This window comes from Lysinibacillus sp. AR18-8 (assembly GCF_001705465.1).
GTDB classification, from domain to species: domain Bacteria; phylum Bacillota; class Bacilli; order Bacillales_A; family Planococcaceae; genus Lysinibacillus; species Lysinibacillus capsici.
The window spans coordinates 51,199-64,720 of the sequence record NZ_MDGU01000052.1 but is presented as its reverse complement, the minus strand read 5'-3'; the positions used below and the strand labels follow the sequence as shown (position 1 = coordinate 64,720).

The following is a 13,522-nucleotide window of genomic DNA, read 5'->3' as shown; positions in this document are numbered from 1 at the left end:
CGAAATAAGCAATTTTATATATACCCTAATTCAAAGGATAGCTGCTGTGCAGTTTTAAGGACTTCCTGTGTTATACTTTCTAATTTTTCAGCATCTGTATCATATTCAAAGCACTCTGCACTAATGGCTGCAATTGTTTGTTTATTTGAATCAAATATAGGTGCTGCTATGGATACTGTCCCCTTTGTTTTTTCTCCAACGCTTATGGCAAAGCCTTTTTCTCTTACATCATTGAGGCTCTCTATCAATTTTTCTTTCTCAGGCTCCTCAAGTTGTTGGAAAAATTGTTGCTGTACATCGCTTTTAGAAAACGCAAGTAATACTTTATTGGGAGCTCCTATAGGATATGGAATTTTTTCACCAATCATATCAATAATACGGACATTTTTAGGACTATCAATTCGATCAATAATAATAGATGCAAACTGTTTAGCAATACTTAAATAGATTGTTTCTCGAACATTATATGCAAGGTTTTCTAATAGAGGATGCGCTTTTTCTCTAATATCCGTCTCATGATACATTTTCATGCCAAGTTGCAGCCATGTATACCCCAATCGAAATTCTTTTTTATTCTCATTTCTCTCTACTAAATCAAAACTTTCTAATGTATATAATAATCTGTATATTGTGCTAGTAGGCAAGTCTGTTTCATTAAAAATTTCTTGCACAGTAAAAAAACGCTTCGGATGCTTCGCCAGTATATTTATAACTAACATTGCTCTTTCGATTGATTGAATCATTACAATTACTCCCTTTCATTTCCCCATATAATCACTATCTTAAGGTTTTTATAGATCCATTTAGCTTTAACTAGGATCATTATGAAATTAAAATTCATGCAAATTATCAAATTTTTATGTACCTTCAATTTTTTACATGTAGCCCTGCTTTTAAATGTAGTTTCATTTTATTTTAACTAATTTTTATGCATATAAATAGATGCTACATGAAATATATACATAGTTCCACTCAATTAGCGCAGAAAATTACGAGTATTCATAAAAATTCAAATTGACAATTTGTTGTTTTGCATTTACGATGAATTTATATTCCACTATGTAGATTTAATTTCATATAGTGAAAAATATATAACGGTAAAAATATGTATTTCTCTACTAATTATCTATTTATATCATCTTGAAAATAAAAAACTTTTCTATAAAAGGAGAAAAAATCATGAATACTTTTATGTGGGATACACCCGAAAAACTACGTGCCCTATTATGTGAACTTGTGAGCTGGGAAAGCCGTACATTAACGGAGGGTGAAAATAAATTTGCCTTTCGACTAAAAGATAAATTGTTAACGCTTCCATATTTTGAAAAGCACCCAGACTTGATTGAATTACATGATGCAGGACTTGGCAGAAATGCAGTGACAGCCTTCTATAAGCATCCAACCGCAACTGAAACCGTTGTGTTAATCAGTCACTTCGATACCGTGCATACAGAAGAATATGGTGAACTAGAGCCGTTAGCCTTTTCTCCAGAAGAACTAACGAAAAAGCTAATGGAACCTAAATACCTAAAAGATTTACCAGAGGCAGCTCGCATTGATTTGGCGTCTGGGAATTATTTATTTGGACGCGGCACAATGGATATGAAAATGGGTCTTGCCTTACACATGCAGTTGATCGAAAAGGCAAGCTTTGAGCAATGGCCGATTAATTTGATTTTAACAACGGTTCCTGATGAGGAAGTCAACTCTGCTGGTATGAGAGCGGCTGTTGTGGAACTGGTGAGACTGCGGGAACAGCATGGCTTAACCTATAAATTATTTTTAAATAGTGAGCCATCGTTTTCACAAGGGCCTTCGGATACGAATGAATATATTTATTCAGGTACAATTGGTAAAATCATGCCTGCTGCTTTGTTCTACGGAAAAGAGACACATGTTGGTGAGCCATTAAAAGGGATGACGGCTCCCTTTATCGCTTCCTATATGACACAGCATATGGAGTGGAATCCCCTTTTCCGTGAAACAGATTTAGGCGAAAGCACACCACTACCCGTCTCTCTACAATTAAAAGATTTAAAAATGGAGTATTCTACACAAACACCATACCGTGCGGCGGCACTTTACAATGTCTTTTTGTTAAAACGTACAGCGGCTGAGGTGATGGCTATTTTTGAGGAAGTTGCGTTACAGGCAATGGCTGCTTGCAATGCGCACTATCAGGACATTTGTACACGCGAAAATGTTCAGGGTGTGGGCAAGGTAAAGGTCTTACGCTATGAGGCATTATTGGAGCATGCGATCCATAAGTTAGGAGCTGAGGAAGTACAAGCGATTAAGCACCAGGTTCAGCAGCATCCTGCATGGGATGATCGTGAAAAATCCATTCGTATTGTGGATCAGCTCATGATTCGCTGTCAGGAATTAGCACCTGCCACAGTTCTGTTATATGCACCACCTTACTATCCAGCCATTAATTCATCCAACCATCCATTAGTGAAACAGTCGATTGAATTAATGAAGCAAACAGCTCAAACATTTGATATTGAGGTGGAGCAGATCCACTACTTTAACGGAATTTGTGATTTAAGCTATGTCAATTATTCAGATGCATCCAATGAGTGGCTAGCATTTGAACGGAACACACCTGTATGGGGCGATACGTATCATATTCCATTCAAAGAGATGGCGGCATTACAAGGTCCTGTCTTAAATGTCGGTCCATTTGGAAAGGATGCCCATCAAAAAACAGAACGATTGCATGTGGATAGTGCGTTTAAAGAGATGCCTATTATGATTGATACATTGATTAAAAGTTTATTTTAAATAAAAGAAACTTCATTCAAAATAGCTTTCATATCCTCTCATTTAAATTGTTACCTAATAATCTAAGATGACACAGTACAAAATAGAAAGAGGTTGTTATATGGATTTTGCCGCTTTAACAGGTAAAATAGCAGGGATTATCTGGAGTAACGCATTAGTTTATCTTTGCTTAGGAGCTGGCGTTTACTTTTCGCTTATTATGAGGTTTCCACAGCTGCGTCTCTTCAAAGATATGATTAAACAATTATTTAATAGAAAAACTTCGGCAAATGGCGTTTCATCTTTTCAAAGCTTTGCAATGGCATTGGGTGGACGTGTCGGAATTGGGAATATAGCTGGTGTAGCTACTGCAATTTATTTTGGAGGACCAGGGGCTATCTTTTGGATGTGGGTCATAGCCTTTTTAGGAGCTGGTGCTGCCTATATTGAGTCCTCGTTAGCCCAGGTTTGGAAACAAGAAATCGCAGGAGAGTATCGTGGAGGGCCAGCATACTATATTGAGAAAGGGTTAAAAAATAAGCCATTTGCTATATTATTTGCTATCGCTACAATTATAGCAACTGGTTTCACTGGTTCAGGTGTTCAAGCCTTTAATATTGCTGATTCAACAAAAAATGCCTTCGGGATTTCACCAATAATTACAGGTATTATTGTTTCTGCAATATTTGGATTTGCTATTTTTGGTGGTATTAAAAGGGTTGGAAAAGTTGCTGAATATGCTGTACCGTTTATGGCAACTGCTTACATACTTCTTGCATTCATTATTTTATTAATCAATATAAAAGAAGTACCTGCAATATTTGCTTTAATTTTCAGCTCTGCCTTTAATTTAAATGCTGCATTTGGTGCTGTTTTTGGAAATGCAATTATGTGGGGAGTAAAAAGAGGGGCTTATTCAAATGAAGCAGGTCAAGGTACTGGGGCACAGGCAGCTGGTACCGCAGAAGTATCTCATCCTGCTAAACAAGGGCTTGTCCAAGCATTCTCGGTCTATGTAGATACACTACTTGTTTGTACAGCTACAGCCATTATGATCATCTCCACAGGCAGTTACAATATTGCCCATCCTAATGGGGGATTTTTAGTTGAGAATCTACCAGGAGTTGAAGCAGGTACTGCATTTGCACAAGAAGCAATTAACTCATTCATTCCTGGTTTAGGAAGTCCTTTTATTGCTATCGCTGTATTTTTCTTTGCAATAACTACTATGCTTGCTTTTGGGGTATACACAGAAAGTAATGTTGCTTACTTATTTAGAAACAATAAAAACTTTGCTACTATTGCTATTGTCGTAAAAGTACTACTAGTTATCTCTATCTTTTTTGGAACGATTCGTTCCTCATCAACTGCTTGGAATCTTGCTGATATCGGTGTAGGTACACTTGCATGGTTAAACCTAATTGCTATTATTTTATTAACAAAGCCAGGTATAGCTACATTAAGAGATTATGAAGAGCAAAAGAAGTTGGGGCTTGACCCAGTCTTTATTCCCGAAAGATGTGGAATTAAAGATGCACAATTGTGGAATGAAATAACTGAAAAAAACTATCCAGATCAATTAGCCGCATTAAAAGAAAAAGTTGGCGACTTGAAATAATTAAATGAACCCTGTAGTAGTCACTAAGAAGTTGAAAAGTTGCTGCTATGCAGGGTTCTTGCTTTTTAAATTTCCATAGAATGAAGTTAAAATCTCTATCTTTCAGTTGGGAAATGCTTTACTTGATCAACTGCCTCTAATAATTTTTTTGTTACAATTTCTGATTCATCAATATGGCTTGTTAGAACGCGATTTGTTTCATCGAATAAGGCTGTCGTCCTATTAAATTTATGGATAACATCTTCGTTTGATAGCCTCTGATCTTTAATTGAAGCTAATAGCTCATTTATTCCCGTTTGAACATTTGTCATAATGTGCAGTAATTGATCAATTTTTACTGATGTTTTAGCACTTTTATCAATGCCTTCCGTTACTAGCTGCATGTTATTTTTATTATCCTCGTAAGCAAGTCCAATTTGTTCTTCGATTTTCTTTGTTAAATTAGCAATATCTTCTGTGCTTGTTTTCGTATTTTCAGCTAATTTGCGAACTTCCTCGGCAACAACCGAAAAGCCTTTACCATGCTCCCCTGCTCTTGCTGCCTCAATAGATGCATTCAAAGCTAGTAAATTGGTTTGATTTGATATTTCTCCAATAACATTTACAATTTCAGCTATTTGCTTTGAGCGCTCACTTAAATTACTCATGCTTAAAGACGTTTTTTGAGACTGCTCTCCCAACGCATCAATCAAATGCTCTACTTCCTGAACAGCATGCTTGCTTTCAACCGATAATGTCATCATTTGATCCGAGGAAGAGATTAATAAATTTCCTTTATCTAGGGCATTTTCAGAAATTTTATTGGAGTGAATTGTGCTATCCTCAACTTTATTAAACTCTCCTACAATATCTGCGACCATTTCTCCTAAAATAGTATGCTGGTCATTTACCTTGTTATGTTGTTCAATAGTTTCAATGATTTCCTTATGTAACTCATTTAAAAAAATTTGAAATTCATGATCTTTCTTATCCAGCTTTGCATTCAGTTCATCAATTTTAGCCTTAAATTGCTCTATATCTACTTTTTTTGATTGGAACATTGTTAACACAGCCATCACCTCAGAAAATAGAATATTGAATATGTATTTATTTTACTGGATTTAAAGTAATTAATATACATCTTTAGAAAAAAACAAACACTCACTACTAACAACGACATAGCGTGATAGTAGTGAGTGTTTTGTTTTTTAATAGGCTAAACCAAATAAAGCTTTAATATGTGTTAAGTAACGAATATTAGAAGCTTCTTTCATTAATGTTGCAGGAAGGCCTTTAAGCTCTGTGTTGCTCGCACCAATTGTAGCAACAGCATCTTTACGACCTAAGCTTGCAAGTGTGCCAGAGTTTACAGCTGAGAATGCTTTCATGTCTTGGTTTTTGTATTGTGCAAATACATTATAACCAGCACATTCACCCATTTGCCATGCAACTTGTGCTGTTGGAGCGTATAGTGGACGACCTCCATCAGCTGGTAGTGCAACAGATGCATCACCAATAACAAAGACATCTTCGTGAGACGTAGATTGTAAGAATTCATTAATAGTTGCTTTTCCACGATCAGCAGCTAGACCTGATTCGCCTACGATTGGAAGTGGAGCTACCCCACCTGTCCAAACAAGTGTATTTGCAACAATTGGTTCACGGTCTTTTAAAGAAATAACGTTGCCGTCAACACCTGTTACTGGTGTACCTGTAATAAATTCTACGCCACGTTTAGTTAAGCTTTCAGTAGCGCGTTGGATAAGTGTATCTGGAAGAACTGGCAAGATTTTTGGACCAGCTTCAACAAGTTTAATTTTAAGATCAGCAAAATTAACACCATGTTTTGCAGCGATTTTCGGGAAGTTGTCCACGATTTCACCAACAAGCTCAACACCTGTTAAACCGCCACCACCAATAACGATTGTTGCATCTGCTTCATCTTTAGATTGTGCATATGCTTTAATGCGGTCTTCAATATGTTTGTTGATTTTATTGGCATCATTTACTGATTTAAGAACCATAGAGTTTTCTTCTAATCCTGGGATACCAAAGAATCCAGTTTGGCTACCTAAAGATACTACAAGTGTGTCATAAGTTAATGTATAACCATTATCTAAATCAACTTTTTTAGTATCTACATTAAATTTTGATACTTTCGCAATGTGTAGGTCGATATCTAAACCTTTAAAGATTTTTTTAAGTGGTAATGCAACAGCACCTTCTGCAATTGTACCACCAGCTAAACGGTGAAGCTCAGTGATAATTTGGTGTGTTGGGAATTGGTTTACTACAGTAATTTTAGCTTCATCAGCTGATAGATACTTACGTGCTGTTAATGCAGTTAAAACGCCAGCGTAACCTGCACCTAAGATGACGATTTCTTTTGACATGATTAATTAATCCTCCGTCCTTACGAATTGAATTTACCTTGAGTCTTATTTGGCTTTGCGTTCTGAGCTTACTTGTAAGAAAGCATTAACAAAACGGAAAACATTTTGAACTTGAGGGTCTTTTAACATTTTCACAAGACCGAATAAACCAATTACCTCATGGCTTTCAGATGCACGGTCTTTCGCTTCAATTGCAGTTGCTGCAAGGTTTTTCGCAGAGCCCACTACAGGACCAGCGATTTCTGTTACTGCTCCAACAGTATCGTTTTTAAGCACTTCGTCTGTTGCAACAGCTTGAGCAAACTCATATGATTTCGTTAATAATGTCATCATTTCAGTTAACTTTGGTAATTGCTCAACTAAAGTTGTTAGTGATTCTTGAACTTCAGGCTTTAATAATTGATCTAGTACATCTAATTGCTCTTTACTCACAGTTACTTGTTCAGCCTGTGTTTGGTTATTCGTTTCTGACATTTTGAACTCTCCTTTGCCATCACTAGTACTATTTTTTATTGCTTACATGTAAAAAAGACCATTAAGGTAAAACTTAACAGTCGTTACAGCGTATATCTTACACAATCACCAGTCACAAGGGCTGGATAGCGATTCGTATGACTTGTTATTACAATGTTTACTTTAAATCGCAAAAAGCGCATCATAATACCATCCTTATCTTGTCTTGGTGACATTACAACCTTCATTATAAGACTGTTTGTACATTATTTCAATGAGCTATATCACAATTTCGACAATCTTTTCAAAATTCATTGATTTCATCAACTATTAACTGTCTTGCTATAATAAATTTTCCAACGCATCATAATTTTTATTGATAATTCCTTTTCCTGTCATCTCTATATCCCCTTCTCTTTGGAGAGCAGATAAACGACGGCTTTAGATTTCTCTAGTAATATTCAATAAGGACGCTAAATCTTTTTTGTTAGTGTCAATAGAAATGTGTCACTCTTGGCTAACAAAGCAGATTTTAGAATATAGGAGCTTTTCTTTATTTTAATTTAGTTTAATGACAATAACACGAACGTCTGTAACTGCTTCTAAGCTGTGCTTTTCAGATGGTTTTAAAGTTAAAATTGTATCTTGTGTTAAAATTTCTTCCACACCTTCAACAATAAAGCGAACTTCACCAAATTGAACAATAATTAGCACTTCATTGTCCGCACGATGCTCAGGAATTTTTTCACCTGCACGCAATTGAATGTTCAAAATATCTGCACCAGCGATACTCCCTAATTTACCAATATGTTTTGACTTTTCTTCTAGCATTGCTTGGATTGGTATAATTGTCATTGTCATTCCTCCATTAAACTGTTTTTATGCTATTATAGGTTCTTTTGATTTACGATGTTCCACTACTTTTTAGGCCACACCCCCACTATAATGAAGAATCACTCTAATTGTCTGTGACTTACATCACTAAAAAAGAAGTATCCCAAATGAATGAGATAGCTCCTCTTACAAACCTATTTTGTGTTAACGTTTTTCAACAGAAAGCCAGAAGAAATTTGTTACTTCCTTTGCCGTCACATCTACTGAGCCTAGCAAAGTTTTACCATCCCCATCTTTAAAATACCCTACAGTCATCAATGCCATAAAGTTATGAGCGAAAAACTTTGCATTTCCTTTTCGAATTGTGCCCTTTTCCATCTCTTTTTGCATAGCCTGCTCTATTGTTTGATACATACCATTTTCGGATGCTTGAACTTGTCTCAGCTGCGATTCCGATAAATTAATGGTAGCCTCTTTCATAAAATTTTTCATATCAATATCGATAGTGGCTGATAAATGAACCTCAACGAGCTGTTCGAGTCGTTCTTTAAATGGTTTAGGCTGCTCTAAAATTTGTAGAATAGATAGCTTGATACGATCCATCATAGCGATTAAAGCAGATGTATATAAATCCCCTTTAGTTGGGTAGTAGTAATAGACAGTCGCCTTTGTTACGTTACAAGCCTTTGCTACATCATCCATTGAAATATTTTTGTAGCCCTCTTTAATAAAAAGTCTTGTGGCCGTTTCAAGGACAATATCTTTTGTAGGTTTCGCATTTTCATCATGGCGAGGTCTCCCGAGAACACGCGGTGATTGTTTCAACAAGTTCGCCTCCTTAATTAAGCATTCTTTTTACACATATTATAACATATTAATATTTATGGATTGATTAATTAACCTTCTAGTATATATAATTAAATCACTTACATGAATGGGGGTCTTTTGATGAAAAAACATCCACTTGAGCAATGGGGCTCAATGGTTGCAAGTAAAAAGGGAAGATTATTAGCACTAGCTTTTTGGGTGCTATTAGTAGTTGTATTCTCATTTGCTTGGCCACAAATCAATAGTATAGAAAGTGAGTCAGGCAAAAACTTACCTAATACCGAAATGTCTGAGCAAGCTGCGTCCATTATTGCAGAGCAATTTCCTAATGATGCTGGAACACCTCTATTGTTGGTGTGGCATCGTGAAAATGGCTTAACACCTGATGATTTTTCGGCTATACAAGGTGTATACAACGAGTTGCAAGCAAAGCCCTTAGCCCATCAAACAATGGTTCCACCATTTGATCAAATGCCACCTCAGGCTTTAATGGCTTCCGCTTCTGAAAATGGTTCAACAATTGTTACACCTGTGTTTTTTGAAAAAGGTGTCGCAACAGATATGCTACAGGATAGTTTAGATAAGCTGTCAAAAATAATGGAAGGCTATCAAGTCCAATTAGATGATAAATTATCAAGCGATGCACTCCATGTGCGCTATTCTGGACCAGTGGGAATTGCCACTGATGCTGTCAGTTTATTTTCACAAGCAGATGTGAAGCTATTGATCGCAACTGTATTACTCGTTTTAGTATTACTTATTATTATTTATCGTTCTCCATTGCTAGCTATTATTCCTTTAATTGTTGTAGGGCTTGCCTATGGTGTGATTAGCCCGACACTTGGTTTTTTTGCTGAACAGGGATGGATAGATAAAGATTCACAGGCAGTCTCCATTATGACTGTTTTACTATTTGGTGCAGGTACTGACTATTGTTTATTTTTAATTTCAAAATATAGAGAAATACTCTTTGATGTTGAGGATAAGACGGTCGCAATGAAGCTAGCTGTTAAAGAAACGGGTGGTGCTATTTTAATGAGTGCCCTAACAGTGGTTATAGGTTTAGCGACCCTTAGTCTTGCCCATTATGGCGCATTTCAACGCTTTGCTGTACCATTTAGTTTTGGTGTGCTTGTCATGGGGGTCGCAGCACTTGTTGTCCTACCAGCAATTCTTGTCCTTATTGGGCGAGTAGCGTTCTTCCCCTTCACTCCTCGAACGGAGGAAATGGCCAATAAAAAGGGCAAGAAACAGCATAAGCCTTCACATAAGGTTAGTCATAAAATTGGTCATTTTGTTACCCATAAACCTTGGGTCGTTATCGCTGTAACTGTAATCTTACTTGGAGGGTTGGCGGCATTTGTTCCGCGAATTCAATATACATTTGATTTGCTTTCATCCTTCCCAAAAGATATGCCGTCTAGAGAAGGATTTACATTAATAGAAGAGAATTTTTCGCCTGGAGAACTAGCACCTGTTCAATTAGTAATAGACACAGAGGGTACTGATATTAATATCCAGCAACAACTAGAAGCTATCTCTTATATTGATAGTGTGGCAGATGTACAAATTGGCGAAAAAAATAAGAATATACACTTGTATGAACTCAATTTCAATGCCAACCCTTATGCACAGGAGTCATTAGCTCATATTCCTGAACTACAAAAAGAGGTTATTAAAATACTAGAGGCACAAGGTCTCAACAACGCTGAAAAACATGTTTGGCTTGGTGGAGAAACAGCTAGTCAATATGATACACAACAAATAACTAAGCGAGATGAAACAGTAATCATGCCAACCATGATTGCCTTAATCGCATTATTATTATTTGTCTATTTACGTTCTATTACAGCAACTGTTTATCTATTAGCAACTGTTATAATTTCTTATTTTGGGGCATTAGGCGCTGGATGGTTAATCTTACATCATATCATGGGGGCCGAAGCAATTTCTGGAGCTATTCCATTGTATGCTTTTGTGTTCTTAGTAGCTCTCGGAGAGGATTATAATATCTTTATGATCTCAGAGATTTGGAAAAAGCGTAAAACCACTGACCATTTATCAGCTGTAGAAGAAGGTGTTGTCCGAACAGGAAGCGTTATTACATCTGCTGGACTCATCCTAGCAGGTACATTTGCGGTACTGGCAACATTACCGATTCAAGTGCTTGTTCAATTTGGTGTTGTGACAGCCATTGGTGTATTGCTCGATACATTTATTGTAAGGCCATTACTTGTACCAGCCATCACAACAGTACTAGGTAAATATGCTTTCTGGCCAGGTAAGTTATTTAAAAAAGATGCCTAAATAGATAACACGGACATTAGCTAGGTGTGATTGTCATGCATGCTCATGCCCGTGTTTTTTTATATTAATACTATAAGCATTTCATCATATAATTATAGTAAATTAACCTTATTACATTAAATAAGGAGTGGCATGTATGGATCTTCAAAAATTACAGCAACGTTTCCCATTATTAAGCCCCTTCTCAGGTAAAACTGATGGAAATTATGTATTTAATTTTGACAATCAGCTTTACGAAATTCCCATACACACAATGACACAAAATGAATATGAGCTATTGCGAATATTCTCAGGCCCCACTGTCTTATACGATAACAATGATATGATTTGGCTTGATTATTTTACAGATAAAACAGATATTGCTCCAACTAATCTTCCTATGCATCGTTTGTTATTTCTTCATTTTGATAAAGACTTTACAACACCTACATTATTGCGTTCAGTCTTCGAAGCTTTACTTGGAAAGGATATTATACTGCTATCGCTTCAGCCACAATTATTTGTCATAATTGAATGTATCGACTACAATGAGGAGTTTTTAGATTTGACTCATTATGCTAATCCCATAATGGCAGACTTAGAGACTCATTTTAAAATTTTTGTTTCTGATATTATACACAACATCACCACGACCAAGGAACGATTTAACTGGTATGTTCACCTTCTACCATCCATTTGGACTTATACACCAAAGCATGTACTCACACAGCAAGAGCTTTTAGTGCCTTATATAACGCAGCATCTAGCCTATCAAGAGAAAGAAATTTTTATCTCCTCTATCCTAAAAAAAGCCACTTCTCAGCCAGAATTACTCCATACAATTAAGAAATTGATTGAATGCGATGGAAACATTACATTAGCCTCTAAAAAAATGTATATGCACCGTAATACCTTACAAAATCGCTTAGAAAAATTTCAACAAATGACGCAAAAGGATATTCGGCAATTTTCCCATCGGCTAGAAGTTTATCTCGCAATTATTTTCTTAGAATCACTTTAAGACCAACTGCACAAATTATGCCTTCAACACTGTGCAAGCTTTCCATATCACTCTATTCTAAAGTCATTTACAATGAAAATATGACTTGTAAAGGGGTGCAGTATGTATGGCTGAATTACGGTTAGAGCATATCTATAAGATTTACGATAAAAATATCCAGGCCGTAACTGATTTTAATTTGCATATCCATGATAAAGAATTCATTGTGTTTGTAGGCCCTTCTGGCTGTGGTAAGACCACAACTTTACGTATGATTGCTGGCTTAGAGGATATATCAAAGGGAGAACTATACATTGACGATGTTTTCATGAATGATGTGGAATCAAAAGATCGTAGCATTGCAATGGTATTTCAAAGCTATGCTTTATATCCACATATGACAGTCTATGATAATATGGCATTTAGCTTAAAGCTACGAAAGGTTGATAAAAAGGAAATAGATCGTCGTGTTAAAGAAGCTGCTAAGATTTTAGGATTAGAGGATTATTTAAAAAGAAAACCAAAAGCTCTATCTGGTGGACAACGTCAGCGTGTAGCACTGGGAAGAGCAATTGTCAGAGATGCTAAGGTATTTTTAATGGATGAGCCTCTTTCTAATTTGGATGCCAAATTACGTGTACAAATGCGAGCAGAAATCCAGAAGCTCCATCAACGAATTCAAACGACAACGATCTATGTCACACATGACCAAACAGAGGCTATGACGATGGCTACCCGTCTGGTAGTGATGAAGGATGGCCTTATACAACAAATTGGGACACCTAAAGAAGTATATAATACACCACTTAACATGTTTGTGGCAGGCTTTATTGGTTCACCATCCATGAACCTCTTCCACTGTCGTCTAACAGATACCGAGATCCTTTTAGGCGAGCAAAGCTTCCCTATCCCATCCATGCATTTACCATTGTTAAAGGAAAAAAATTATTTAGGGAAAGAGATTATTATGGGTATACGACCTGAGGATTTACAAATGACTGATGTTATTTCCCCTTACACTTTCACTGCAACGATTGATGTTGCAGAATTACTAGGAGCAGAAACTTATCTCTATTGTTCTTTAGTAAATCAGAATTTTATTGCTCGAGTACAGGCTGATAACAATTTTCATCCATCCGATAAGGTTTTCCTATTTATGAAGGAAGAAAAGATCCATTTCTTCGACCCTCAAACAGAGGAACGTCTTTAAAGCCTGCTTCGAATCCATGAGTTCGGGAAGAGAAAGCCAGCTGTATATACCATTGATGGCAATCGAATTTATATTCAAACTTCTACATCTGGTAATTTAAATAAGAAATTAATTGATTTCTTCAAACGAATTAAAAGCACGCTAGGCATTATCCACCT

The 13,522-nt window shown here is 36.3% G+C and carries 12 protein-coding genes; 5 read left to right on the top strand and 7 right to left on the bottom strand.

Translation table 11 applies throughout. The features are described 5' to 3' along the window. Positions 1–14: 14 nt before the first annotated feature. Positions 15–743: an IclR family transcriptional regulator gene (locus tag BFM98_RS22070; protein ID WP_066038399.1), complete on the bottom strand. Its 729-nt coding sequence runs from the start codon at positions 741–743 to the stop codon at positions 15–17. Positions 744–1,179: 436 nt separating this feature from the next. Between BFM98_RS22070 and BFM98_RS22065 the strand changes: the two genes are divergently transcribed. Together BFM98_RS22065 and BFM98_RS22060 are read left to right on the top strand one after the other, a co-directional pair. Further along, positions 1,180–2,784 (top strand): M20/M25/M40 family metallo-hydrolase, encoded by a 1,605-nt coding sequence (locus BFM98_RS22065; protein ID WP_066038398.1) that lies wholly within the window; start codon positions 1,180–1,182, stop codon positions 2,782–2,784. 100 nt (positions 2,785–2,884) lie between these two features. Continuing rightward, positions 2,885–4,381 carry an alanine/glycine:cation symporter family protein gene (locus BFM98_RS22060; protein WP_066038397.1) on the top strand — a complete coding sequence of 499 codons (1,497 nt, stop codon included), beginning with the start codon at positions 2,885–2,887 and terminating at the stop codon, positions 4,379–4,381. Between the two features lie 95 nt (positions 4,382–4,476). Here the strand turns inward: BFM98_RS22060 and BFM98_RS22055 are convergent, their stop codons facing one another. From BFM98_RS22055 to BFM98_RS22035, 6 genes are all read right to left on the bottom strand, one after another. Further along, a complete protein-coding gene (locus tag BFM98_RS22055) occupies positions 4,477–5,436 on the bottom strand; it encodes a methyl-accepting chemotaxis protein (protein ID WP_233732353.1) in 960 nt (319 codons plus the stop codon). Between the two features lie 132 nt (positions 5,437–5,568). Further along, positions 5,569–6,753, bottom strand: coding sequence for an NAD(P)/FAD-dependent oxidoreductase (locus tag BFM98_RS22050; protein ID WP_004227760.1), 1,185 nt, complete (start codon positions 6,751–6,753; stop codon positions 5,569–5,571). 45 nt (positions 6,754–6,798) lie between these two features. Further along, positions 6,799–7,227 carry a helical membrane plugin domain-containing protein gene (locus tag BFM98_RS22045; protein WP_004227758.1) on the bottom strand — a complete coding sequence of 143 codons (429 nt, stop codon included), beginning with the start codon at positions 7,225–7,227 and terminating at the stop codon, positions 6,799–6,801. An 83-nt stretch (positions 7,228–7,310) separates the two neighbouring features. After that, positions 7,311–7,442: a hypothetical protein gene (locus BFM98_RS24485; protein ID WP_255349861.1), complete on the bottom strand. Its 132-nt coding sequence runs from the start codon at positions 7,440–7,442 to the stop codon at positions 7,311–7,313. A gap of 322 nt (positions 7,443–7,764) precedes the next feature. After that, positions 7,765–8,061 carry a cupin domain-containing protein gene (locus BFM98_RS22040; protein ID WP_066038395.1) on the bottom strand — a complete coding sequence of 99 codons (297 nt, stop codon included), beginning with the start codon at positions 8,059–8,061 and terminating at the stop codon, positions 7,765–7,767. A 183-nt stretch (positions 8,062–8,244) separates the two neighbouring features. Further along, entirely contained in the window at positions 8,245–8,865 is a 621-nt protein-coding gene (locus BFM98_RS22035; RefSeq protein WP_016993441.1) for a TetR/AcrR family transcriptional regulator, read from the bottom strand. A gap of 123 nt (positions 8,866–8,988) precedes the next feature. On the opposite strand from BFM98_RS22035, the gene BFM98_RS22030 reads away from it, so the two are divergent. From BFM98_RS22030 to BFM98_RS22020, 3 genes are all read left to right on the top strand, one after another. Beyond that, entirely contained in the window at positions 8,989–11,175 is a 2,187-nt protein-coding gene (locus BFM98_RS22030) for an MMPL family transporter (protein WP_066038394.1), read from the top strand. A 136-nt stretch (positions 11,176–11,311) separates the two neighbouring features. Further along, positions 11,312–12,175, top strand: a complete 864-nt coding sequence (locus BFM98_RS22025) for a PucR family transcriptional regulator (RefSeq protein ID WP_066038393.1) — start codon at positions 11,312–11,314, stop codon at positions 12,173–12,175. Positions 12,176–12,281: 106 nt separating this feature from the next. Further along, positions 12,282–13,364 (top strand): ABC transporter ATP-binding protein, encoded by a 1,083-nt coding sequence (locus BFM98_RS22020; protein ID WP_066038392.1) that lies wholly within the window; start codon positions 12,282–12,284, stop codon positions 13,362–13,364. Positions 13,365–13,522 lie beyond the last annotated feature (158 nt).

What these genes read in the sequence shown, in the direction of transcription:
- BFM98_RS22070 (WP_066038399.1), bottom strand. Translation starts at nt 743, where the DNA reads ATGATTCAATCAATCGAAAGAGCAATGTTAGTTATAAATATACTGGCG.
- BFM98_RS22065 (WP_066038398.1), top strand. Translation starts at nt 1,180, where the DNA reads ATGAATACTTTTATGTGGGATACACCCGAAAAACTACGTGCCCTATTA.
- BFM98_RS22060 (WP_066038397.1), top strand. Translation starts at nt 2,885, where the DNA reads ATGGATTTTGCCGCTTTAACAGGTAAAATAGCAGGGATTATCTGGAGT.
- BFM98_RS22055 (WP_233732353.1), bottom strand. Translation starts at nt 5,436, where the DNA reads ATGGCTGTGTTAACAATGTTCCAATCAAAAAAAGTAGATATAGAGCAA.
- BFM98_RS22050 (WP_004227760.1), bottom strand. Translation starts at nt 6,753, where the DNA reads ATGTCAAAAGAAATCGTCATCTTAGGTGCAGGTTACGCTGGCGTTTTA.
- BFM98_RS22045 (WP_004227758.1), bottom strand. Translation starts at nt 7,227, where the DNA reads ATGTCAGAAACGAATAACCAAACACAGGCTGAACAAGTAACTGTGAGT.
- BFM98_RS24485 (WP_255349861.1), bottom strand. Translation starts at nt 7,442, where the DNA reads ATGTCACCAAGACAAGATAAGGATGGTATTATGATGCGCTTTTTGCGA.
- BFM98_RS22040 (WP_066038395.1), bottom strand. Translation starts at nt 8,061, where the DNA reads ATGACAATTATACCAATCCAAGCAATGCTAGAAGAAAAGTCAAAACAT.
- BFM98_RS22030 (WP_066038394.1), top strand. Translation starts at nt 8,989, where the DNA reads ATGAAAAAACATCCACTTGAGCAATGGGGCTCAATGGTTGCAAGTAAA.
- BFM98_RS22025 (WP_066038393.1), top strand. Translation starts at nt 11,312, where the DNA reads ATGGATCTTCAAAAATTACAGCAACGTTTCCCATTATTAAGCCCCTTC.
- BFM98_RS22020 (WP_066038392.1), top strand. Translation starts at nt 12,282, where the DNA reads ATGGCTGAATTACGGTTAGAGCATATCTATAAGATTTACGATAAAAAT.